This window comes from Streptomyces sp. NPDC094032, assembly GCF_040303965.1.
GTDB lineage: Bacteria > Actinomycetota > Actinomycetes > Streptomycetales > Streptomycetaceae > Streptomyces.
In genome coordinates this window covers 38,851-61,096 of record NZ_JBEOUE010000033.1, presented here as the reverse complement: position 1 = coordinate 61,096, position 22,246 = coordinate 38,851, and the positions used below count along the sequence as shown (strand labels likewise).

Genomic DNA, 22,246 nt, shown 5'->3' with positions numbered 1-22,246 from the left:
CTACTCGAGCGGGACCTCAGGCTCTGCCATGTAGGCGAGCTTGGTGATGTCCTGCTGGGACATGGCGCCGGTGTAGACCCGAAGGTCGTCGACCTGGCCGAGGAGGGTGTCGCCCCAGACGCCCGTCGGGTAGATGCGGGACTTGCCCGTCATGACGGGGCCGGCCGGCTGGTAGGTGTTGTTCACCAGGGCACCGTCCTGGTCGCCCTGGCGGACACCGCCGAGGTAGAGCCTCGCGGCCCCGGTGACGGAGTCATAGGTGGCGGTGACGTGGACCCAGCCCTTGGGTGCCTCTGTCAGGTCGGAGTACAGCAGCGTTCGCGGGCCACCAGCGACGTCGTTCTCCGCCATCTCGAGAATCCAGTAGCCATCCGTCCGGCCCTTGGGCTGGTAGTAGACGAGCCGGAAGGCGCTGGTCTGATTCCCGGGGTGCGCGATGATCGTCGCCGCGTGACCGATGCTCGTGTCTTCCAGCCGGTTGTCCTGGGTGATATCGACCCAGCCGGCGAGGGTGAAACTGCCGGAGTTGTCCAGCGGGACGGTGGCGCTGGCGGACGAGGCCTCCGTGCCCTTGAGTTCGAGCACAGTGCCGTGGCCGGAAAGCCCGGTGTCGACGAAGTCAGTGTCGGCGAGAGTCATGGGCCGCTGGTTGCCGCTGCTGTCTGACGCGGTGGTGGCGCCGAATGGCTCGTCCATGGCCCATTCGGCCTCCAGCCGCGGCTGGAGGAGCATGGTGTTCTCGTCCTCCATGTTCACCTGTGCACCGAGCTCGTCCGGGAAGACCGTCCGGTCCCAGATCTGGAGCTGATCCACATCACCGGGGAAGAAGTCGCGTGCCGTTCCGGCCGCCCACCTGCCAACCTGGAGCGGACCGTTGCCGGCGAACGGAGTCGTGTACGCCGACTCCTGCTGGAGACGGCCGTTGACGTAGAGACGCACCTTGCCGGCCTGCTGGTCGTAGACGCCCAGCAGGTGCGTCCAGGCCCCGAGGACCGGCGGCTTCTGCGAGGAGGCTCCGATGGTGACACCGGTGGTGGTGTCGGCGGAGTAGCGGGCGAAGACCCACCGCTTGGCGTACGAGGAGTAGTACAGCTGGAAGGAGGACATGACGTTGCCGGGCTGCCCCGCCACCGCTGAAGGAACGTCGTCCTTGTTCAGCCGAACCCACGCGGAGACGGAGAAGCTGTTCATCGTGTCGACCACGCGGGCCGCGGACTGGCCCGTCGCGGTGCCGTTCAAGCGGACGGCACCCTTGTTGCGCCCCTGGTCGGTCCAGGTGGTGTCCTGCGTGAACGTGAGCGGGGCGGAGCCTCCCGCGGAAGAGTCCGCTGCCATCGTTCCGGCCGATTCGTCGAAGGCCCACGTGGCCACCGGCTTGCTGCCGGCGCCGACCTTGAACAGGTAGTCGACAGGCGCGCTGACGTTACCTGCCGCGTCGTACGTGATGGCGCGCAGGACGTTGTTCCCCCGCTTCGTCGGAGCGATCTTGACGGTGTGAGCCTTCGTGTTTGACGAGTAGGTCTTGTCGTCGAGCGGAACACCGTTGAACAGCGTCTGGAACCTGCGGACGTCACTGTTCGGAGTGGTGATGGTGAAGGTGCCCGTCATGCCGACACTGCCGAGCTCGGGATCGGTCTCGCAGGACTGAGCGGCGCACTGTGTGTACGGCGAGCTCGTGATCGTCGGCGGGTCCGGCTGCTTGGTGTCCACGCTGAAGTAGCAGCGGGCCGACCACGGTCCGTAGAGCGACGCCGTGGTACCGCCATAGGTGTAGCGGTACTCAGTCCGGGCGGCGAAACTGTAGATCTTGCCGTCCGTCAGCGCCGCCGTGACAGCGCTGCCGGCGGTACCGCTCGCCGTCCATGTACTCGGAGAGAGGGCTGCGACCTTGGTGTTGGCAGAGTCGAAGACCTCGAAGTTCGGGCGCAGGCTCGCGTTCGAACCGTCGGTCGACGTCGGGGTCGCGGTGAGGCGAGGCGTCGTCTTGCGGATGCCTGCGGGGCTGGAGGCTGCCGAGCACGCCAGGTTCGGATCGGCCAGCTTCACGTACGTCGGCTTGGTGTCCGGAGGCGAGACGTACGTGATCGACAGGCGCGGCTTGCGTGAGGCGGTGGCGTTGGGGTCGGCGGGCGAGAGGAACTGCTTCCACGCGAGCGGGTCGCTCTCGTCGGCTCTCAGGCCCAGGGTCGTCGTCGTGGCGTTCGCCTTGGCGGTGTGGGCGACCGCGGCCGTCGCGTTGAACTCGATGTCACCGTCGGGGCAGCTGCTGCTGTATCCCTTGGCGGCGAGCACGGTGTCGACCTTGGCGGCCCAGGCGGGCTGCTTCGCGAAGGTGGTGCCGGAGGAGATGGCGTCCGTGCGCCACAGCTCGACGTTCTTCTTGTCGCAGTTAGCCGACCAGATGTCGTACGCGGTAAATGTCGCGTTCAGGATCTTCTTGCCCGCCACGCGACGCGTGTCGAACTGGAACAGCGAACGTGCCTTCTTGTTGTCCACCCAGGCGTCATAGCCGACCCCGAGCGAGTGCGACGTCTTCCAGAAGGACGTCGAGGCCGAGTTCGACCACACCGTGGTCCAGCCGGTCAGTGAAGCGGTCACCGCCGGCGGGTCGATGACCACCGGATAGGAAGTCGCGGGGTCTGTGAGGAAGCCCTGATCGGGTATCACGGACAGCGCCTCGCCGGAGACGGCGATGTCGGCGACGGCCGTGCGGGCGTCAGGAGCCGGCTCGACTGCCTGAACGGAGGACTTCACGGGCGCCGTCGCCGTGGTCCTCGCCATGCGGACCGTGGGCGGCTTCCCGGCGTCCCACATCAGGGCGCCACTGCTGGAGAACACAGCACGGCCTTGCTTGTCGACCAGCGACAGGTTGCCTGCCCCCGACTCACGCACGACCAGCCCGTCGGTCTTGACCGGGAAGCGCACGCTCCTGAGCGCGGGATCGGACGCGGCGGTGCGGTCGTGGACAACGAGGTTCTGTGTAAACCCGTCAGGACGTGCCTGGACCACCAGGTCCACACCCGGACGCACCGAGGCGTACACGGCAGTGGAACCGGTGACCGTCGGCCGAGGAAGGGTCCACGGCGAGCCGAGCTCGTAGGTGAGGCCGTTCTTCGTGATCCGGGCCAGCGGTCCCGCACCGCCGCCGGACAGCGTCATCTGCTGACCGGCCTTCGGCTCGACCAGACCGTCAGCACGCGAGACGAGGGTGGTGTCGACCGGTGTCCAGCGTCCGCTCTTGAGGACGCGCTCGACCGTGGGCGAGGTCTCGGCGGTGAACGTGCCGTCGGTGTTGGCGAACACCATGCTGTTCTCGCTGGTCAGGCTGTCGACCGGCATACGCTGGCCGGTCGTCACAGCCTTACGCGACGCCCCCTGTTCGGCTGTCGCCTCAGGCAGAGCGTCGTCCCCCCAGAACGACTTGCCCCGTCCAGCCTCGTCGGCAACAGGGGACGAAACCGGTGCTACAGGGAACTCCGACTCACCCCCGGCAGGAGCGGAAGCAACTGCCGTCTGGGCCGACAGGCCGGCAGCCGTCAGCAGTGAGACTGCTGCCGTGGCCACCCCCCACGCCGCTCCCCAGCGACGCCCGTGTGTTTTCACTTGATACTCGCAATCTTAAAAAATCATGAAGCGGAGGAGACCTTATACCGAGCTCAGCGAAGGTCTAGACCTTAGAGCCCCGTTTGTGATCTGCTGTTATTGCATCGATACCACCAAGTCAACGGGTCGAGTCCACGAGAAGCGGATTCTCTTGACATGGCCATGCTTCCCAATTGCGAACAACAAAACATCAGCCCTCGCTCAGACCATCCACACACCGTCAGCCCGCAGCGACCACCACAGAGCGGCGAGCCTCCAGTCGCCGACAGGGAATCCCCGCCATGTTCCAGCCATCCCCCGGCACCACCAGGGTGAGCATGTTCAGCAGGGAGCGGCAGCCAGGAGAGGCGGCTCGCACCACGCGCCCTCGGCGACGGAGCGGCTGGGCGAGAGCAGGGCGACGCCCTCGACAGAGACCTGCGGCGCGGCGGTCACACCGCTCCGGCGCTTGAAATCGACGTCGACCGAGCCATGGGGGGGGCGATCCAGCCGACGTGCACGAGTTGATCGAGATCCACACAGTGCCACCGAGGCTGCGAGCGGCCCAGGACTTGTCCGGTGAGGCGGGTCGCCTTGGCGAGCCCCCCGTGGCCCATCGAGGCTGACCGTGGAGCAGGAGACTGCCGATTCGCTGCAAACCAGGTGACTGCACTTCGTGGCCGACGAGGGTAAGCGTTTCAAGCAACCGTCTCCCCCTCCCCTCCGATTCGATCTTGAAAAGTGGTAGAAACAGCAGGTCAAGGCAGCTGCCGACCTCGACCAATCAACTGGTTCATGAAGTTCATCACCACCAAGTCCTTCATGCCCTTCGTGATCTACCGGATCGCCCTCGGCATCGTCCTGTTCATCCTCGTCGGCACCGACGTCCTCAGCCCCCACGCGGGCGAGTCCGCGGGCTGACCCGGCCCCGCGGGGCCCCGCCGGTACCGGGCCCCGCACACCCCTTGGCCCCTGGCCCGCTCTGCCCGACACTGAACCGATGACGCAGCGCGTGGATCTCGCGACCGTGATGGACCGGCTCGCCATCGACGACCTGATCACCGGCTACGCGGTGGCCGTGGACGACTCCGACTGGGCGGCGTACCGCGCGCTGTTCACCCCGGACGGGCGCGCCGACTACCGCGGGTCCGGCGGCATCGAGGGCCCGGCCGCCGAGGTCGCGGAGTGGCTGGCGGAGACGATGCGCCTGTTCCCGGTACGCCAGCACCTCATCGTCAACCGGCGGGTGCGCATCCAGGATCTCGGGGGCTACCCGGGCGACACGGCGACGGTGCGCGCCGACTACGTGAACCCCATGCGCTTCGAGTCGGGCGAGGACTTCGTGTGCGGCGGGCGCTACGCCTTCGGGCTGCGCCGCGCGGGCGGGGGCTGGCTGCTGCGTTCGGTCGTCGTCGAGGAGAAGTGGCGCCGCGTGTGAGGTCCGGCGGCCGGGCCGCGCGCACACTGGTGGGGTCCCCCCTGACGACGTCCGGGGGGAGCGACACCGGGAGGCACGGCATGCGCAATCCGTTCGCGGGCCAGGGGCCCCGGTCCGGGCTCGGCCGGTCCGCGCTCGCCGTCCTCCTCGGCGCCCTGCCCGCGCTCGCCTTCCCCGCGCCCTCGCTGTGGTGGTGCGCGTACGTCGCCCTCGTCCCCTGGCTGCTGCTGATCCGCACGGCGCCGAGCGCCCGCCGGGCCGCTCTGGACGGCTGGTGCGGCGGCATCGGCTTCATGCTGGGCGTGCACCAGTGGCTGCTGCCGAGCCTCCATGTCTTCCTGGTCGTCCTCGCCGCGCTCCTGGGGCTGTTGTGGCTGCCGTGGGGCTGGCTGGTGCGGGTGATGCTGGGCGGGGAGCCGTCCGCCGGGCGGGCCGCCGCCGCGCTCGTCGTCGTCCCGTCGGGCTGGCTCCTCGTCGAGCTGGCCCGCTCCTGGGAGGGCCTGGGCGGGCCGTGGGGGCTGCTCGGGGCAAGCCAGTGGCAGGTGCCGCCCGCGCTGCGGCTCGCCTCGGTCGGCGGGGTCTGGCTGGTGAGCCTGCTCGTGGTGGCGGTCAACACGGCCCTCGCGCTGCTGATCGCGGTGCGGCCGGTGCGGCGCACGGCGCTGGTGGGCCTGCTGGGCTGCGCCCTGGTGCTCGGCGCCGTCTGGTGGGGCACGGCCCCGCCGCGTACCACCGGCACGGTGCGGATCGCGGTGGTCCAGCCGGGCGTGTTCGACGGGCCGGGCGGCGTGGACCGGCGCTTCACCCGCGCCGAGGAGCTGACCAGGACGCTCGCCGGACAGCGGCCCGACCTGGTGGTCTGGGGCGAGAGCAGCGTCGGCGCGGACCTGGGCGCCCGGCCCGACCTGACCGCCCGGCTCACCACGCTCTCCAGGACCGTCGGCGCGCCGCTCCTGGTCAACGTGGACGCGCGCCGCTCCGACCGGCCGGGCATCTACAAGAGCGCGATCCTGATCGGACCGCACGGCCCGACCGGAGAGCGCTACGACAAGATGCGGCTCGTGCCGTTCGGCGAGTACGTCCCGGCACGCGCCCTGCTCGGCTGGGCCACCTCCGTCGGCAAGGGCGCCGCGGGCGAGGACCGCCAACGGGGCACCCACCCGGTCGTGATGACCCTCCCCGCCCCGCGCGAAGGCGGCCGGCCGCTGCGGATCGGGCCGCTGGTCTGCTTCGAGTCGGCCTTCCCCGACATGAGCCGGCGGCTGGTCAGGGACGGCGCGGACGTGGTGGTCGTGCAGTCGGCGACCTCCACCTTCCAGGACACCTGGGCCCCGGCGCAGCACGCCTCGCTGGCCGCGCTGCGGGCCGCGGAGTCGGGGCGTCCGGTGGTGCACGCGACGCTGACGGGGATCAGCTCCGCGTACGCCCCCGACGGGCGCCGGACCGGCAGCGCGCTCGGCACCGACCGCAGCGCCGCCACGGTCTACACGCTCCCCCTCGCCGACACGGTCACCCTCTACGACCGGTTCGGCGACTGGCCGGTCTACGGCGCGCTCCTGGTGATCGGCGCGCTGTGCGCGGCCGAGGGCGCGCGGACGTTCAGGAGGCCTGGGCGAGGGCCTCGCGTACCACCCGCTCGCACAGCTCGTGGCTCAGCAGGGCGTCCCGTGCGCTGAGCGGCCGCCCCTCGCGTACGGCGTCGAGGAAGCCCAGGACCGCCTGCTCGATGCCCCGCTGGCGGGCCACCGGCACCCAGTCGCCGCGACGGCGCACGGTCGGCTGGCCCTTGTGGTCGACGACCTCGGCGAGGTTGAGGACCTGGCGCTTGGTGTCCTGTCCCGACACCTCCAGGATCTCCTCGGTGGAGCCGTTCAGACGGTTCATCATGCCGATGGCGGTGAAGCCGTCGCCGGAGAGCTGGAGCACGACGTGGTGCATGAGCCCGTCGCGGACGCGGGCGCGCACGTCGACGTGGTCGACCTCGCCGGGCAGCAGGAAGCGCAGGGTGTCGACGACGTGGATGAAGTCGTCGAAGACGAAGGTGCGCGGGTCCTCGGGCAGGCCGATCCGGTTCTTCTGCAGCAGGATCAGCTCGCGCGGGTGCTCCAGGCACTGGGCGTAGCCGGGGGCGAGCCTGCGGTTGAAGCCGACGGTGAGGCCGACGCCGCGCTTCTCGGCCAGCTCCACGAGCGCTTCGGAGGTGGCGTAGTCGTAGGCGAGCGGCTTGTCGACGTAGGTCGGCACCCCGGCTTCCAGGAGCCGGGTGGTGATCTCGGCGTGCGCGGCGGTCGCGGCGTGCACGAAGGCGGCGTCGAGTCCGACGGCGAGGAGCGAGTCGAGGTCGGTGTGCCGCTGCCCGGCGGGCAGGTGGTAGGTGTCGGCGACCCGTTCGACGGTGGCGGGGGTCCGGGTCTGCACATGGAGTTCGACCCCGGGAAGGGCGGACAGGACGGGCAGATAGGCCTTCTGCGCGATGTCGCCGAGTCCGATGCAGCCAACCTTCACGGGTGCTCCTTGCCGTAGTTCGCTCGCGCGCGTGATCGCTTGTTCGCCCACGTCCCCCGAAGGGCCGTACGCGCCGGTCAGCTTACGCGCGGCGGTACGGGGCCGGCGGGCGGCCTCCAGTCGGCGATGCCGTCGAAGCCGCGCAGCACGAGTCCGGGGCCGAGGCGGGAGACGGCGGTGACGGCCGTGTTCCGCAGGGCGACGGCGGGGCGGGCGGAGAGCAGCGCGAGCCGGCCGGTGCGGGCGGCCTTGCGGACGAGGGCGCCGGTACGGGGCAGCCGGTCGGCGCTGTACGCGGCGAGCGCGGTCGGCACGGGGCCCCCGCGGCCGGTGTGGTGGGCGAGGACGATCGCGTCCTCGACGGCCTGGTTGCCGCCCTGGCCGAGGGTGGGCTGCATGGCGTGGGCGGCGTCGCCGAGCAGTGCCGTGCGGCCCTGGTGGAAGGCGGGCAGCGGGTCGATGAGGTGGTGGACGTCGTGGCGCAGGACGGCCGCCTCGTCGGTGGCGGCGAGGATCGCGGGGACCGGGTGGTGCCAGTCGCCGAACAGGCGCAGGAGCTCGGCCTTCTCGCCGTCGGGCGCGTGGGCCCCGGCGGGTGCGGCGGCCATGGCGTACGCGTAGACGCGCCCGTCCTTGAGGGGCTGACTGCCCCACAGACGCCCGGGGCCCCAGGTCTCGTGCGGGGCGAAGGGCTCGGCGGGGGCGGGGACGACGACCCGCCAGGTGGTGTATCCGGTGTACCGGGGGCCCGGATGGACGGGGAAGAGGGCGCCGCGGATCGCGGAGCGGATGCCGTCGGCGGCGACGACGAGTTCGGCCTCGTGCGTGCCGCCCGGGGTGGCGACGCGGGCGGGCCGGTCGGCGGAGCCGGGGTCGGCGAGGGCGGCGGCGGTCCCGGTGCGCACGGCGGTCGCCGGGAGGGCGGCGCGGAGCAGGTCGACGAGGGTGGAGCGGTGGAGCAGGACGAGCGGTCCGCCGAAGCGTTCGGCGGCGGCTCCCGCGTCGGTACGGGCGAGCCAGCGGCCGTCCGGGCGGCGCATCCCGCCGTCGCCCTGCCAGGCGGCGAGCGCGCGGACCGGGTCGCCGAGGCCGATTACGTCCAGGGCGCGCAGGGCGTTGGGCGCGAGGCCGATCCCGGCGCCGACCGGGGTGAGCCCGGCGGCGCGTTCGAGGACGGTGACGTCCCAGCCGCGGGCCCGCAGAGCGATGGCGGCGGTGAGACCGCCGATGCCTGCGCCGACGACGACGGCACGGTGCTGTTCCATGACTCCCCCTTCGGAGGGCTCCGAGCCGCCGGACGGCAGGCGACCTACGAACTACAGGTGTAGTGACACCCTGACCGTACTACAGCCGTAGTCGCCCCGACACCCCCTCTCACTACACACGTAGTCCCACCCGCCCCGACGGTCGCTAGGTTGTCCCCATGACCCCCATGACCCCCATGACCGCCGCACCGACCCCCCACACCCCGCCCACCCGCGCCGACCGCATCGGCGACGCCGCCCTCGATCTGCTCGTCGAGCGGGGCATGCGCGGGCTCACCCACCGTGCCGTCGACGAGCGGGCCGGGCTCCCCCAGGGCTCCACCTCCAACCACGCCCGCACCCGCCAGGCGCTCCTGGAGACCGCCGTCCGCCGCCAGGTCCAGCGGGAGGCGGCGGTGCTCACGCCGGACGAGCTGCCCTCGGCCGACGCCGGGCCCCAGGCGCTCGTCGACGCCCTCGCGCTCGCGCTGCACCGCTACCTCACCGATCACAGGACCCTGCTCGTCTCCCGCTACGAGCTCGCCCTCGAGGCCACCCGCCGCCCCGAGCTCCGCGCCTTCTTCGACGCCGCGGGCTCGGTCTTCCACGGCCCGGTGACCGCGATGATGGCCGAGGCCGGATCGCCCGCACCCGAGCGGCACGCGCTCTCGCTGATCGCCTGGTGCGAGGGGATGATGTTCTCCTGCGCGGCCGGCTCCTTCCACGCCGCCGCGCCCGGCCTCGCCGAACTGCGCACCGGATTCGACGAGTTGCTGCGCGGACTGCTCGCCCGCTGACACCCCGCCCGCACCCCCGCGTGAAGACACGGCAAAACGCTGGCCCGCCGGACGATCTTGGGCGACGATGCGGGGCATGAGCACCGAACAGACCGACGCCGGCTCCCGCGTCGACCCCGGCACCCTCACCGGCGAGCGCGAAGCCCTGGAGCAGTGGCTCGACTTCCACCGCGCGACCCTGGCGACGAAGTGCGAGGGCCTCGACGACGCGCAGCTGCGCACCGCCTCCGCCCCGCCCTCGGACCTCAACCTGATGGGCCTGGTCCGCCACATGGCCGAGGTCGAGCGCGGCTGGTTCCGCCGCGTCCTGGCCGGCGAGAAGGAGGCCGGCTGGATCTACTCCACCAAGGAGGACCACGACGGCGACATCCACGTCACCGCCGAGGACACCTGGGAGGAGGCGTACGCCACCTGGCAGGCCGAGATCGCCCACGCCAGGGCCAACGCCGCAGGCCGCGGCCTCGACGACCTGGGCAGCGGGACGCACCGCACCGGGCGGACCTTCAACCTGCGCTGGATCTACCTCCACATGATCGAGGAGTACGCGCGCCACAACGGTCACGCGGACCTCATCCGCGAGCGGATCGACGGCGCCACCGGGGACTGAGAACCGGCCGGGACGAGCCGGGTCAGCCCGCGCCCGGGTGATCACCCATGCGGGGCATTCCCCGCGAGTAGGGGTGTGAGAAACCGCGCCCGACCAGCAGAGTTGCCCGGGTGCATGGAACCAGAACCACAGTGAGGATCCTGGCCGGAGTCGCGATGGCCGCCCTCTCGGGCTGCGTCGCGGTGCAGGCGCCGCCCACGGCCCCCGCGCCGGTCCCGAGCCCGGCGGGCGAGCGGCCCGGCCACGACGTCGCGCCGCAGATCGTCCAGGGCCCCGCCCGGGAGGCCCTGGAGGCGGCGATGCCCGATCCCCCGGCCCCCGAACCCCGCGCGACCACCGGACGGCAGCGCGGCACGGACGACGGGCGCGGCGAACGCGCGGGCGACGCCGCCGACACCCCGCGACACCACCCGAGGAAGCCGCACTCGTCCACCGCGCCCGGACAGCGGCACGGCCGCCCGGCCGTCGACCTGCCCGGACTCCTCGAACCGCCCCGCTCCGCCGCCGAGCTGTGCGAGCTGGGCGCGCGCTACGGCGGCTGGAGCCCGGACAGCGAGCAGGCGAGGATCTGCCGTGGCACCTACGGCCGCTGACCCCGCAGCCGTACCTCCAGGCGCTCGATCGCGGCCCGCACCCCGTTGCCGTAACCGTCGTCGTCCAGGACCTCGGCGGCGGCGCGGGCCCGGTCCAGGTGGACGCGGGCCGCGTCCGGGCGGTCCAGCTTCACGTAGTCGGCGGCCAGGTTGAGGTGGAGCGAGGGGTAGAGGGCGCGCAGCGCCACGGCCGAGTCGTGCCGGGCCAGCCGGTCCTCGTCGAGCCCCTCGGCGGCGGTCAGGGCCCGCAGGTCCCAGGCCAGCTCGGTGTCGGGGTCGTCCTGGGCGTCGGCCATGTAGTGGGCGAGGGTGCAGCGGTGCAGCGGGTCGCCGTCCGGTCCGATCTGCGCCCAGATCGCGCCGAAGCGGTTGCGGGCCTCTTCCCTGTCCCCGCCGTGGAGCAGCATCATCGCCTGCCCGATCCTGGTCATGACACCGTCGTCCGACACCTGCTGCCCGGTCACTGCGACCTCCACCCGCTGTCGATCCGGCCCCCGGTACGAAACGGGCCGGACCCGACGCTAGCGCAGCCGCGCCGGATCCGGCCGAGGCTCAGCCGAGGTCGGGGATGCGCCAGTCGATCGGCTCGTGCCCCTGGGCGGCGACGGCCTCGTCGATCTGGGTGAAGGGGCGGGAGCCGAAGAACTTCTTCGCCGAGAGCGGCGAGGGGTGGGCGCCCTTCACCACCACGTGCCGCTCCTCGTCGATGAGCGGCAGCTTCTTCTGCGCGTAGTTCCCCCACAGCACGAAGACCGCCGGGTCGGGCCGGGAGGCCACGGCCGTGATCACCGCGTCGGTGAACTTCTCCCAGCCCTTGCCCTTGTGCGAGTTCGCCTCGCCGGCCCGGACGGTGAGCACCGCGTTGAGCAGCAGGACGCCCTGCTCGGCCCACGGCATCAGATAGCCGTTGTCGGGGACCGGGTGTCCGAGCTCGGCGTGCATCTCCTTGTAGATGTTGCGCAGCGAGGGCGGGGTCTTCACACCCGGCCGGACGGAGAAGCAGAGCCCGTGGCCCTGCCCCTCGCCGTGGTACGGGTCCTGACCGAGGACCAGGACCTTCACCTGGTCGAACGGGGTGGCGGCGAGGGCCGCGAAGACCTCCTCGCGCGGCGGGTAGACCGGCCCGTCGGCCCGCTCCTTCTCGACGAACTCGGTGAGCTGCTCGAAGTACGGCTTGCGCAGCTCCTCGCCGAGGACGCCGCGCCAGGACTCGGGCAGCATGTCGGTGTCGGTCACGTCCACAACCTCCGGTGGGTGTTTCGCCTTTACGCACGAGAACCTACCGGGAGCCACTGACAACGCGGTCCGCCGCCCGCTCCCCGAGGGGGGCGGACGGCGGACGGACGGCTCCGGATCCGGCGGGGACCCGGCTCCTACCAGCTGGTGCGGCGGCTGAGCTCCCACATCTGCATGACGGTCTGCGGGTCGAGCGCCCGCTCGCCGCCGCCGATGTCGTCGCTGGCCGCGATGTACAGCTTGCCCTGCCACAGCGGGAGCAGCCGGACGTCCTGGACCATGATCTCCTGGGCCTGCGCGAACTCGTCGAGGACGGCCCCGCGGTCGCTCTCGCGCCGGGACTTCGGGATCAGCTCGTCGGTGATCTTCGGGCTGACGTACGGGGTGCCGAGGACGTTGTCCTTGCCCATGAAGGGGGCGACGAAGTTGTCCGGGTCCGGGAAGTCGGGGAACCAGCCGCGGCCGAAGACCGGGTACTGGCCCTTCTGGTAGCCCGCCTGGAACTCCTTCCAGGGCTTGCCGTGCAGGGTGACCTCGAAGAGGCCGTTCTCCTCCAGCTGCCGCTTGAGCTCGGCGAACTCGGCGGCGGTCGAGGAGCCGTACCGGTCGGTCGTGAACCAGAAGTCCAGCTTGACCGGTTCGGTGATGCCGGCGGCGCGCAGGATGCTCTTGGCCTTGGCCGGGTCGGGCGAGCCGAAGCGGTCGTAGAACTTGGTGGTGTGGCCCGCGATGCCCTTGGGCACCATGGAGTACAGCGGCTCGGCCGTGCCCTGGTAGACCTTGTTCACCAGCTCGTCGCGGTCGACGAGCTGGGCGATGGCCTTGCGGACGGGGAGCCGGGCGACCGAGTCGTCGCGGGTGTTGAAGACCAGGTAGCGGATGTCCGCGCCGGTGGACTCGACGAGCTGGAGGCCCTTGTTCTCCGGCTTGTCGGCCTGGAGCGCGACGACCTCGGCGGCGGTGAGACCCCGGTAGGTGGCGTCGATCTCCTTCTTCTTCAGGGCGGCGACCATCGGGTCGGACTCCTTGAAGTACCGGATGGTCACGCCGCCGTTCTTACGGTCGGCGAAGCCCTTGTAGCTGGGGTTGCGGGTCAGCTCGGCCTTCTCGCCCTCCTTGTACGCGTCGAGGACGTACGGGCCGGAGCCGACCAGCTTGCCGTCCTTGCGGAGCTGGTCCGCCGGGTACTCGGCCGGGTCGACGATGGACATGGCCGGGGTGGCGAGGATGAACGGGAAGGTCGCGTCCGACTTGTTCAGCCGGAAGACCACCGTGCGGTCGTCGATCGCCTCGACCTTGTCGAGGGAGCCCAGCATGCCGTTGGGGCCGCCCTTGACGTCGATCGTGCGGATGCGCTCGATCGAGTACTGGACGGCCTTGGCGTCCAGCTTGTGCCCGTTCGAGAAGGTCAGACCGTCATGGAGGACGCATTCGAAGACCCGGCTCGAACTCCCCTCCTTGAACTTGCAGTCCGCCGCGTCCGGCTTCGGACTGGTGCTGCCGGTCGGGAAACTCACGAGCGTCTGGAAGACATTCCGGAAAAGCTCCCAGGAATTGTCCCAGGCGGCCGCCGGATCAAGCGTGGACGGAGAACTCGTCGTACCGACGACGATTCTCTGATCCCCTGCGGATTCACCGTCCGAAAACACACTGCATCCGGACAGGAGGGATATGGACGCAAGGGCTGCAGCGGCCTGCAGACTGGTCCGGTTGAACACGTGCACGCTCCTCGTTCAGCCTGGGGTCGGCAGACGATACCGCAGCGCCCCACCAGGTCAACGTTCGACCCTGGCGGGGCACTTGAGGGCATTCAGCCTATAACCGGGGCCAAACCGGTCATGAATTCAGGAAAGTGTCCGGATATCGGTCACCCGACACCGGCGTTCAGAAAAAGACCCCCGTCGACGACGAGCGTCTGGCCGGTGATCCAGTCCGACTGGGCGGAGGTGAGGAAGGCCGCCGCACCGCCGATGTCCTGCGGCTCGCCGAGCCGGCCGAGGAGATACGGGGCGGCCGCCTCGGCCTCCCGCCCCTCGTACAGCGCCGCGGCGAACCGGGTCTTCACGACGGCCGGGGCGATGGCGTTGACCCGGACCGACGGGGCGAACTCGTGCGCCAGCTGGAGGGTCAGGTTGATCATGGCCGCCTTGCTCATCCCGTACGCGCCGATGAACGGCGACGGGGCGAGTCCGGCGATCGAGGCGATGTTCACGATCGCCCCGCCGTGCTCCTTCTGCCACGCCCGGTAGGTCTGCTGGGCGAAGCCGAGGGCCGACACCACATTGGTCTCGAAGACCTTGCGGGCCACGTTCAGGTCCAGCTCGGCGATCGGCCCGAAGACCGGATTGGTGCCGGCGTTGTTGACCAGGAAGTCCACCCGGCCGAAGGCCTCCATGGTGGCGGCGACCGCGGCGGCCTGGTGGGCCTCGTCGTGCGCCTTGCCCGGCACGGCGATGACCCGGTCGGCGCCGAGCCGCTCCACGGCCTCCTTGAGGGCCTCCTCGCCCCGTCCGGTGATGCAGACCCGGTCGCCACGGGCCACCAGGGCCTCGGCGACGCCGTAGCCGATGCCCCGGCTGGCGCCGGTGACCAGGGCGACCTTGCCCGAGAGCTCGGGCGGTTCCTGCGCGCTCATCGCGTTCATCGCGTCCTTCCTCCCGTGCCCGTACGTCAGTTGAGCGGGCCGCCGGCCACGTACATGACCTGGCCGGAGACGAAGCCGGCGTCGTCGCCCGTGAAGAAGGCGATGGCGTTGGCGACGTCCTCGGGACGGCCGACCCGCTGGACCGGGATCATCGAGGCGGCCGCGGCCTGGAACTCCTCGAAGCCCATGCCGACGCGCTCGGCGGTCTGCGCGGTCATCTCGGTGACGATGAAGCCGGGGGCGACGGCGTTGGCGGTGACGCCGAACTTGCCGAGCTCCTTGGCGAGGGTCTTGGTGAGGCCCTGGAGACCGGCCTTGACGGCGGAGTAGTTGGCCTGGCCGCGGTTGCCGAGCGCCGACGAGGAGGAGAGCGAGACGATCCGGCCGAAGCCCGCGTCCACCATGTGCTTCTGGCAGGCCTTCGCCATCAGGAACGCGCCCTTGAGGTGCACGTTCATCACGAGGTCCCAGTCCGACTCGGACATCTTGAAGAGCAGGTTGTCGCGGAGCACGCCCGCGTTGTTGACGAGGATGGTCGGCGCGCCGAGCTCGGCGGCGACGCGCGCGACGGCGGCCTCCACCTGGGCGCCGTCCGAGACGTCGCAGCCGACGGCGAGCGCGGTCCCGCCCGCGGCGGTGATCTTCTCGACGGTGTCCTTGCAGGCCGCCTCGTCGAGGTCGAGTACGGCGACGGCGCGGCCCTCGGCGGCGAGCCGGATCGCGGTGGCGGCTCCGATGCCGCGAGCCGCACCGGTGACGACGGCTACGCGCTGCTCGGTGGTGGACATGCTTGGTTCTCCTCGCCCTTGGATCATCCCTGGATGCGGTCCGTACCGGCGGCCGCCCGCTCTCCCGCACATGAGCGACCGCTTAGTATCATCCGCAGACGAGACGCTAGAAGCCCTGGCACCCGGTGTCAACGGCCCACCGGGTGCACTGGCCCACTCCCCTGGGCCGGATGCGCCCTAGCGGACCAGCAGGTCGAGCAGGCGTTCCACCTCGGCCTCGGGGTCGGCCGTCAGACCGGTGTGCACCGGTCCCGGCTGGACCACCGTCGAGCGGGGCGCGATCAGCCAGCGGAAGCGCCGTCCGGCGTCGTCCCCGGCCGCCTGGCCCGCGTCGGCGCCGCCCAGGCAGACCCCCTCGACGGCGCGCAGCGCGGCCCGGACCCCGGCGACGTCGGCGGCCGGGTCGAGCGCGCCCAGCTTGGCCGCGTCCAGATGGGTGCGGGCGGCCACGAAGGAGCGGGCCCGGCAGTAGACGACCACACCGGCGTTGAAGCACTCGCCGCGCTCCACCCGGGGCACGACGCGCAGCAGCGCGTACTCGAATACATCGCGTTCGGTCACGTGGTGCTGTCCTCGCCGTTCTCGGTACGGTCCTGCTGGTCGTGCTGGTTCTGCGCGGCGGCGTGCGGCCGGGGCGCGAGCCGCTCGGCCAGCCAGCCGGGGGGCTGCGAGGGGCGGCGCTCGGTGCGCGGCCCCAGCGTGATCCGCTCGTGGATCGTCGCGGCGCGCGGCAGCAGCGCCTCCACGTACGCGTTCCGCAGCTCGTCGGTGGTCGTGAAGCCCGGCTCGTCGACCAGCCACTCGTCGGGGACGTCGGCGGCGACCTCGTCGAGGAGCTCGCGGGTCACCAGCGGCGCCAGCTCGGCGGCCGCGGCGGCGACGTCCGGCGCGAACGGGGCCAGGGCGTGGTCCGAGGCGTCGTAGGGCTTGGCGGCGGAGGCCTGGGCGCCGGGCCAGTTGTGGTGCCAGATCATGGTGGCGCCGTGGTCGATGAGCCACAGGTCGCCGTGCCAGACGAGCATGTTGGGATTGCGCCAGGACCGGTCGACGTTGTTGATCACGGCGTCGAACCAGACGACCCTGCCGGCCTCCTTGGCGTCCACCTCGTAGGCGAGCGGATCGAAGCCCAGCGAGCCGGGCAGGAAGTCCATGCCGAGGTTGAGCCCGCCGCTCGCCTTGAGCAGCTCCTGCACCTCCTGGTCCGGCTCCGCGAGCCCGATGACCGGGTCGAGCTGAATACCGACCAGCTCCGGCACCCGCAGCCCGAGCCGCCGGGCGAGCTGCCCGCAGATCACCTCGGCGACCAGGGTCTTGCGCCCCTGCCCCGCGCCGGTGAACTTCATGACGTACGTGCCGAGGTCGTCGGCCTCGACGATCCCGGGGAGCGACCCGCCCTCACGCAAGGGCGTGACGTAACGGGTCGCCGTCACCTCTGTAAGCATGTTCCGAGGCTGTCCAATCGTTTCGGGGAGCGCTGGTGGCTTCCGCCCCCAGCCTAGGCGGCGCGCGGTCAGGACGGGACGCGGAGGAGGTCCCGTACGCCCGGGCGTCGGGCGTAGGGCGCGAGCGCCGCCCGCATTCCCCGTGAGGCGTCCACGACGGTACGGGAGCGCAGCCCCGCGCGGGCCTCGGTGAACGCCGCCCAGGTCACGCACGCCTCGTCGATCCGGCCGCTCGACAGCAGCAGCTCCGCCCGCCTCGCCAGGGTGAGCGCGAGGCCCCGCCGGTCGTGGGGGGCGCGGGCGCGGGCGGAGCGGTCGAGGGCCCGCAGGGCGAGTCCCGGCCGCCCGAGGAGGCGGTGCAGCTCGGCCTCCTGGAAGGCCAGCGCGCTCTCCGGGTACGAACGGAACGGGCCGTCCCCCTCGTCGCCCTCCCGGGCCCGCTCCGCCTGGTCGAGCGCGCTCAGCGCGGCGCGCTCCTCCTTCATGGCCGCCCGGACGACGGCGAGTTGGGACAGCGTGTAGGCGCGCACCGCGCCCGAAGGGCGGCCGGACGTCGCGTCGACGGCGGCGACGGCGCACCGCAGGGCGGCCGCGCGGTGGCCGAGGGTGAGCGCCTGCGCGGAGAGGGCGCGCAGGCCGATGGCCCAGACGTCCTGGTCCCCGGACTCGCCGGCCAGCGCGAGCGAGGCCTTGAAGTAGCCCTGGGCGCGCCCGTGTTCGCCCATGTCGGTGTGCATGAGACCCAGCACCAGGACGAGATGGGCCGCCTCGCGGCGCAGGCCGCGGTGGACCTCCTCCGCGCAGGGCGCGCGCAGCCACGCGGCGACCGTCTCGGAGAGGTAGACGGCGAGCGCCCTGCGCGCGTGGGCGCCGCCGTGGGTGCCCAGGGCGAGCGCGAAGTGCCGGACGGCGTCACCGAGCAGCGCGACCTCGCAGGCGCCGACGCGCACGGGCCCGGCCGGCTCCGCGGCCGGGGGCAGGGGGGCGGGCTCCCGCCAGCGCGGTGCCCGGGTCATGGTCCGGTAGGGCGTCGCCCTCGCCTGCCGGCCGCCCTGCCCGTCGCCCTCGCCGAGCATGGCCGTGGCGAGCACCGCCTCGGCGCCGGCGTCGCGCACGTCCGGCTTCCGCTCGGTGTCCGTCCCGCGCGTGAGGCCCAGTGTCTCGGGCGTCACCACCCGGCCGAGCCGGCGTGTGAACGCCTCGGACATGAGCAGCGGCACCGGCTCGTACGGTTCCGTGCCGCCCAGCCAGTGCGCGACCGCGGTCCGGTCGTAGGCCAGTCGCAGGCCTATCTCGGCGCCGGTCGCGTTCACGGCGCGCGCACAGGCCTCCTGGGTCCAGCCCGCCTCCTTCAGCAGGGCGCGGAGCCGCTCGTTCGCCACGCGGTGTCGGGCCATCGTGGTGTTCCCCTTCCCCCGTCGGATGTCGACAGCCCCCGGCCCGAGGCCTCGGGGCTGCTCCCACCGGAACACCGCGCGTGGCCGGATCTCCAATCCGTTCAACGGTTTCAACACCCGTGGCACCCGGCCCGCCGTCCCGCGTCCGACGGCCCGGCCCCGCTCTCAACGCCTTCAACAGGCCCGGTCTCGTCACCTGTGGTCCGCGACCGGTCCGCCTCGATAGCCATGAACGGCGATCCCGGACGAGGAGAGAGAGCACATGGATGTGGTGGAGAGGCCGCACGGCGGGCCGCTGCGGGGCGTACGGGTCCTGGAGCTGGCGTCGACGGGCGCGGCTCCGTACTGCGGGATGCTGCTGGCGGATCTCGGGGCGGACGTGGTCCGTGTCGACCGCCCGGGCGGACGCCGTGAACTGGCCGAGGCGCACCGGGTGGTGGACCGGGGCAAGCGCTCGGCCGTGGTGGACCTGCGGCACGAGCGGGGGCGCGGGCTCCTGCTCGACCTGGTGTCGGAGGCGGACGTCCTGGTCGAGGGGTTCCGCCCCGGTGTGATGGAGCGGCTCGGCCTCGGTCCCGAGCCGTGTCTGCGGCGCCGTCCCCGGCTCGTCTACGGGCGGATCACGGGTTTCGGACGCGTCGGGCCCTATAGCGCACGCCCGGGGCACGACCTGGGTTTCACCGCCCTGTCGGGCGCCCTGGGGATCGTGGGACCCGCCGGAGGTCCTCCGGTGCCCGCCGCGAACCTGCTGGCCGACATGGGCGGCGGCGGGATGCTGCTGGCGATGGGCGTGATCGCCGCGCTGAGGGAGGCCGAGCTCAGCGGCGCCGGTCAGGTGGTGGACACCACCATGGTGACGGGCGCCGCCTCCCTGCTCAGCGTGGTGCTGGGGCTGCGCGCGGAAGGCGCCTGGTCCGATCGCCGGGGCGCGAACCTGCTGGACGGAGGGGCGCCCCACTACACGACGTACGCGTGCTCCGACGGACGCCATGTCGCGGTGGCCGCGCTCGAACAGCGCTTCTACGACAGCCTCGTCGAGGCGCTCGGTCTTGCCGACGACGTCCGGCACTGGCGGGACGACCCCGGCCGGTGGCCGGAGCTGCGGGCCGTCCTGGCCGCCGCCTTCGCCCGGCACCCGCGTGACCACTGGGTCGCCGAACTCCCGCCGGACGCCTGCGTGGTGCCCGTACTCGACCTGGACGAGGCCGTGCGCGAGAACGGCGCGGGCGCACCGTACACGCTCCACGAGGGCATCCCGCAGCCGACGCCCGCACCCCACTTCAGCCGCACTCCGACGGCTCTCGGCGGGCCCGCGCCCGCGCCCGGCCAGCACAGCGCGCAGGTGCTCGCCGCCTATGGCATCGCCCCGGAACGCGTCCGGGAACTCGAAGCGGACGGCGTCGTGGTCTCCGCGCGGCGGGAAACGGAGAAGGCGATATGAGCGCCGCACAGGAAACGGCCGCCGCCACATACGGATTCGATCTCACCGACAGCGCGTTCCACCGGGACCCCTATCCCGTGTACCGGCGGCTGCGCGAGGCGGCGCCCGCCGTGCTCCTGCCGTACGGCTCCTGGGTCGTGACGCGCTTCTCCGAGGTCTCGGCGCTCCTGCGGGACGCCCGGCTGCGCACCGACTTCCCCACCGACCCCCGCTGGGTGGAGCGGCACGGCGGCCCGGACGCGCCGACGGTCGCCGACGGCCGGCACTGGATGCTCCTGAACGAGGGGCCTGACCACAGGGGCACCCGGCGGCTGTTCACGCACTTCTTCACGCCCGCCGCCGTCGAGGGGCACCGGCGGAGGGTCGGCTCGGTCGTCGGGGCCGTGCTCGACGGCCTGGAGCGCGGCGCGGCCGTCGACGTGGTGGCCGACGTGGCCGAGCCGATCGTGGCGGCGAGCATGTGCGAGCTGCTGGGGCTGCCGCCCGCGCACAAGGAGCGCTACGCCGCCTGGTCCGCCACGATCAGCCGGATGACCGATCCGGTCCCCGGCTCTGGCGTACGCGACCAGGTCGGTGCCGCCATGGAGCGGTTCCGCACCCACATCGAGGGGCTGGCCCGAGGGGGCGGGCTCGCGGGGATCGCGGCGGAGCTGCTGGACGGGGGCAGGTGCGAGGCGGAGGCCCGGGTGATCGTCGCCAACCTCGTCATGCTGGCGATGGCGGGCACCGACACGACGGTCAGCCAGATCGCCCTCGCCGTGCGGGCCCTGCTCGACGGGACCGAGCGGCCCGCCTGGGCCCTGTCCGACCCGGAGTCGGCCGAGCGTGCCGTGCCCGAACTCGCCCGTTACGACGGGCCCGTGCAGCTGGTCACCCGCCGCGCCGTCGAGCCGCTCCGGGTGGGCGACGCCGAGATCCCGGCCGGGGCGAAGGTCATGCTGTGCCTGGGCGCGGCCAACCGCGACGAGCGCCGCTACCGGTCCGCCCACCGGCTCGATCCGCACCGGCCGGACGTCGCCGCCCTGCCGTTCGGCGACGGCGCGCACTACTGCCTCGGCGCCCGGATGGGCCGGATGGTCGTCGGGACCACCCTGGCCGAGCTCTTCCGGCGGTATCCGTCGCTCCGGCCGGCGCACCCGTGGGACCGCCTGGACTGGCGTCCCAGCGTGGTGGCGCGCCGGCCCGAGACCCTGCCGGCCGTGCTCGCGTGACGGCTCAGCAGTCGGGGATGACGTTGCCGTTGTTGTCCTTGGCCTGGTCGTTGCCCCAACGGGAGAGGTAGAACGCGGACACCCACTGCCGGGCGGGTCCGGCGTCGGGGTCGGTCTTGAGCCACCAGTGGTTATAGGAACCGCCGTCTCCTATTTCACGGCCCCACGCCTTGCAGTAGACGTAGCTGGTGCCCTGGTACAACGTCCCCGTCGCCGACGTCGCCGTCGGAGAGGCGAACACCGAGGCGTTGGCGAAGGTGTCCACCCAGTAGCGGCCGGACGTCGGCGCCGGGGTGCTGCCGGGGCAGTCGGGGATCACGGTGCCGTTGTTGTCCTTGGCCTGGTCGTTGCCCCAGCGGGAGAGGTAGAACGCCGACACCCACTGGCCCGCGGGCCCGGCGTCCGGATCGGTCTTCAGCCACCAGTGGTTATAGGAACCGCCGTCTCCTATCTCACGACCCCACGCCTTGCAGTACACGTAGCTGGTGCCCTGGTACAACGTCCCCGTCGCCGACGTCGCCGTCGGAGAGGCGAACACCGAGGCGTTGGCGAAGGTGTCCACCCAGTAGCGGCCGGACGTCGGCGCCGGAGCGGGCTCCGGGTCGGGGGTGGGCTGGGTGGTCGAGCCGCCGTTGGCGCCGTACAGCCGGATCGCCCCGTAGTAGTCGCTGTGCGAAGACAGCGCGACGACCCGCACGTATCCACCCGAGTAGGGCGCCTCCACGATGTAGCCCTGGCCGAGGTACAGCGCCACGTGGTGGATGGTGGACGCCGTCCCGCCGAAGAAGACCACGTCGCCGGGGACCAGCGGGGCCGTGCCGTCGGCCCGGGAGTAGCGGGCCACCGCGCGGGAGCTGGTCCACTGGGTGCGCGAGGTGCCGTTGAGGATGTCGCTGCCCACGGCCAGGTAGTAGGAGTACCGGACGAGGCCGGAGCAGTCGAGGCCCTTCACGTTGCAGTCGTCGGGGGCGCCGTTGTCCGGGTCGCAGAGGCCGTAGGTCGGCCCGGGGGTGGAGCCGTGGCCGCCGCCCCAGGAGTACGGCATGCCGATCCGCCCGCAGGCCGCGTCGACGGCCGCGGCGGCCTGCGGGGCCGCGCCGCCGGAGAGCACGGCGCAGGCGGGTGCGGCCTGGGCCGGTCCGACGGCACCGGGGGCGAAGAGCAGGAGGGAGGCCACGACGCCCATGAGGGCGGCCATCCGCAGTACGGCGAAGGACCAGCGTGGCAGGAGAGTTACGCGCGTAGACAAGATGCGGACCCCAGGGGGTGAAATGCGCCATCGACGATGGCTGGAATAGGAAGAGGCCGACCATCGCATCCG

Annotated in this window: 19 protein-coding genes and 1 pseudogene; 8 read left to right on the top strand and 12 right to left on the bottom strand. The window is 72.0% G+C overall.

The features are described 5' to 3' along the window. On the bottom strand, positions 1–3,564 hold the full coding sequence (locus tag ABTZ54_RS31945) for a LamG domain-containing protein (RefSeq protein ID WP_351669994.1): 3,564 nt from the start codon (positions 3,562–3,564) through the stop codon (positions 1–3). A gap of 801 nt (positions 3,565–4,365) precedes the next feature. On the opposite strand from ABTZ54_RS31945, the pseudogene ABTZ54_RS31940 reads away from it, so the two are divergent. The 3 genes and pseudogenes from ABTZ54_RS31940 to lnt form a co-directional block, all read left to right on the top strand. Next, positions 4,366–4,503, top strand: a pseudogene (locus ABTZ54_RS31940) (undecaprenyl-diphosphatase); the annotation flags it as partial. Between the two features lie 79 nt (positions 4,504–4,582). Then, positions 4,583–5,020 (top strand): nuclear transport factor 2 family protein, encoded by a 438-nt coding sequence (locus tag ABTZ54_RS31935; protein ID WP_351669992.1) that lies wholly within the window; start codon positions 4,583–4,585, stop codon positions 5,018–5,020. Positions 5,021–5,100: 80 nt separating this feature from the next. Continuing rightward, entirely contained in the window at positions 5,101–6,696 is a 1,596-nt protein-coding gene (gene lnt / locus ABTZ54_RS31930; protein WP_351669990.1) for an apolipoprotein N-acyltransferase, read from the top strand. On the opposite strand, the gene ABTZ54_RS31925 is transcribed toward lnt, so the two are convergent. After that, complete coding sequence (locus tag ABTZ54_RS31925) at positions 6,620–7,525, bottom strand: Gfo/Idh/MocA family protein (protein ID WP_351669987.1); 906 nt, start codon at positions 7,523–7,525, stop codon at positions 6,620–6,622. The genes lnt and ABTZ54_RS31925 overlap by 77 nt on opposite strands. Before the next feature lie 77 nt (positions 7,526–7,602). Next, positions 7,603–8,790, bottom strand: a complete 1,188-nt coding sequence (locus ABTZ54_RS31920; RefSeq protein ID WP_351669984.1) for an FAD-dependent monooxygenase — start codon at positions 8,788–8,790, stop codon at positions 7,603–7,605. A gap of 167 nt (positions 8,791–8,957) precedes the next feature. On the opposite strand from ABTZ54_RS31920, the gene ABTZ54_RS31915 reads away from it, so the two are divergent. The 3 genes from ABTZ54_RS31915 (at position 8,958) to ABTZ54_RS31905 (ending at position 10,766) form a co-directional block, all read left to right on the top strand. After that, entirely contained in the window at positions 8,958–9,566 is a 609-nt protein-coding gene (locus ABTZ54_RS31915) for a TetR/AcrR family transcriptional regulator (protein WP_502997351.1), read from the top strand. Positions 9,567–9,642: 76 nt separating this feature from the next. After that, a complete protein-coding gene (locus tag ABTZ54_RS31910; RefSeq protein ID WP_351669978.1) occupies positions 9,643–10,173 on the top strand; it encodes a DinB family protein in 531 nt (176 codons plus the stop codon). 110 nt (positions 10,174–10,283) lie between these two features. Continuing rightward, positions 10,284–10,766: a hypothetical protein gene (locus tag ABTZ54_RS31905; protein ID WP_351669975.1), complete on the top strand. Its 483-nt coding sequence runs from the start codon at positions 10,284–10,286 to the stop codon at positions 10,764–10,766. Here the strand turns inward: ABTZ54_RS31905 and ABTZ54_RS31900 are convergent. The 8 genes from ABTZ54_RS31900 to ABTZ54_RS31865 all read right to left on the bottom strand — a co-directional run bounded on the left by ABTZ54_RS31900 (position 10,754) and on the right by ABTZ54_RS31865 (position 18,273). Next, the gene (locus tag ABTZ54_RS31900; RefSeq protein ID WP_351670016.1) at positions 10,754–11,197 is read right to left on the bottom strand and encodes a hypothetical protein; all 444 of its coding nucleotides are present in this window, start codon (positions 11,195–11,197) and stop codon (positions 10,754–10,756) included. The two genes, ABTZ54_RS31905 and ABTZ54_RS31900, sit on opposite strands and share 13 nt — an antisense overlap. A gap of 121 nt (positions 11,198–11,318) precedes the next feature. Next, positions 11,319–12,002 (bottom strand): uracil-DNA glycosylase, encoded by a 684-nt coding sequence (ung, locus tag ABTZ54_RS31895; RefSeq protein ID WP_351669972.1) that lies wholly within the window; start codon positions 12,000–12,002, stop codon positions 11,319–11,321. A gap of 137 nt (positions 12,003–12,139) precedes the next feature. Further along, positions 12,140–13,720, bottom strand: coding sequence for an ABC transporter substrate-binding protein (locus ABTZ54_RS31890; RefSeq protein WP_351669969.1), 1,581 nt, complete (start codon positions 13,718–13,720; stop codon positions 12,140–12,142). 149 nt (positions 13,721–13,869) lie between these two features. Then, positions 13,870–14,637, bottom strand: a complete 768-nt coding sequence (locus ABTZ54_RS31885; RefSeq protein ID WP_351670014.1) for an SDR family oxidoreductase — start codon at positions 14,635–14,637, stop codon at positions 13,870–13,872. A 35-nt stretch (positions 14,638–14,672) separates the two neighbouring features. Continuing rightward, complete coding sequence (gene fabG / locus ABTZ54_RS31880) at positions 14,673–15,434, bottom strand: 3-oxoacyl-ACP reductase FabG (RefSeq protein WP_046912306.1); 762 nt, start codon at positions 15,432–15,434, stop codon at positions 14,673–14,675. Between the two features lie 177 nt (positions 15,435–15,611). Next, positions 15,612–15,995, bottom strand: a complete 384-nt coding sequence (locus ABTZ54_RS31875) for a DUF3037 domain-containing protein (RefSeq protein WP_351669966.1) — start codon at positions 15,993–15,995, stop codon at positions 15,612–15,614. Beyond that, positions 15,992–16,876, bottom strand: a complete 885-nt coding sequence (locus ABTZ54_RS31870) for a HipA family kinase (protein ID WP_351669963.1) — start codon at positions 16,874–16,876, stop codon at positions 15,992–15,994. The genes ABTZ54_RS31875 and ABTZ54_RS31870 overlap by 4 nt, the downstream gene beginning before the upstream one ends. A gap of 68 nt (positions 16,877–16,944) precedes the next feature. After that, entirely contained in the window at positions 16,945–18,273 is a 1,329-nt protein-coding gene (locus ABTZ54_RS31865; protein WP_351669960.1) for an NsdA family TPR-like regulatory protein, read from the bottom strand. A 262-nt stretch (positions 18,274–18,535) separates the two neighbouring features. Between ABTZ54_RS31865 and ABTZ54_RS31860 the strand changes: the two genes are divergently transcribed. Then, positions 18,536–19,714, top strand: a complete 1,179-nt coding sequence (locus ABTZ54_RS31860) for a CaiB/BaiF CoA transferase family protein (RefSeq protein WP_351669957.1) — start codon at positions 18,536–18,538, stop codon at positions 19,712–19,714. Next, on the top strand, positions 19,711–20,925 hold the full coding sequence (locus ABTZ54_RS31855) for a cytochrome P450 (protein WP_351669954.1): 1,215 nt from the start codon (positions 19,711–19,713) through the stop codon (positions 20,923–20,925). The genes ABTZ54_RS31860 and ABTZ54_RS31855 overlap by 4 nt, the downstream gene beginning before the upstream one ends. Before the next feature lie 4 nt (positions 20,926–20,929). On the opposite strand, the gene ABTZ54_RS31850 is transcribed toward ABTZ54_RS31855, so the two are convergent. Next, positions 20,930–22,174, bottom strand: a complete 1,245-nt coding sequence (locus ABTZ54_RS31850; protein ID WP_351669951.1) for a C40 family peptidase — start codon at positions 22,172–22,174, stop codon at positions 20,930–20,932. Positions 22,175–22,246 lie beyond the last annotated feature (72 nt).

Bases quoted from the DNA above. Each gene is read 5' to 3' on its own strand.
- ABTZ54_RS31935 (WP_351669992.1), top strand. From the start codon at position 4,583: ATGACGCAGCGCGTGGATCTCGCGACCGTGATGGACCGGCTCGCCATC.
- lnt (WP_351669990.1), top strand. From the start codon at position 5,101: ATGCGCAATCCGTTCGCGGGCCAGGGGCCCCGGTCCGGGCTCGGCCGG.
- ABTZ54_RS31920 (WP_351669984.1), bottom strand. From the start codon at position 8,790: ATGGAACAGCACCGTGCCGTCGTCGTCGGCGCAGGCATCGGCGGTCTC.
- ABTZ54_RS31915 (WP_502997351.1), top strand. From the start codon at position 8,958: ATGACCCCCATGACCGCCGCACCGACCCCCCACACCCCGCCCACCCGC.
- ABTZ54_RS31910 (WP_351669978.1), top strand. From the start codon at position 9,643: ATGAGCACCGAACAGACCGACGCCGGCTCCCGCGTCGACCCCGGCACC.
- ABTZ54_RS31900 (WP_351670016.1), bottom strand. From the start codon at position 11,197: ATGACCAGGATCGGGCAGGCGATGATGCTGCTCCACGGCGGGGACAGG.
- ABTZ54_RS31885 (WP_351670014.1), bottom strand. From the start codon at position 14,637: ATGAGCGCGCAGGAACCGCCCGAGCTCTCGGGCAAGGTCGCCCTGGTC.
- fabG (WP_046912306.1), bottom strand. From the start codon at position 15,434: ATGTCCACCACCGAGCAGCGCGTAGCCGTCGTCACCGGTGCGGCTCGC.
- ABTZ54_RS31870 (WP_351669963.1), bottom strand. From the start codon at position 16,876: ATGCTTACAGAGGTGACGGCGACCCGTTACGTCACGCCCTTGCGTGAG.
- ABTZ54_RS31865 (WP_351669960.1), bottom strand. From the start codon at position 18,273: ATGGCCCGACACCGCGTGGCGAACGAGCGGCTCCGCGCCCTGCTGAAG.
- ABTZ54_RS31860 (WP_351669957.1), top strand. From the start codon at position 18,536: ATGGATGTGGTGGAGAGGCCGCACGGCGGGCCGCTGCGGGGCGTACGG.
- ABTZ54_RS31855 (WP_351669954.1), top strand. From the start codon at position 19,711: ATGAGCGCCGCACAGGAAACGGCCGCCGCCACATACGGATTCGATCTC.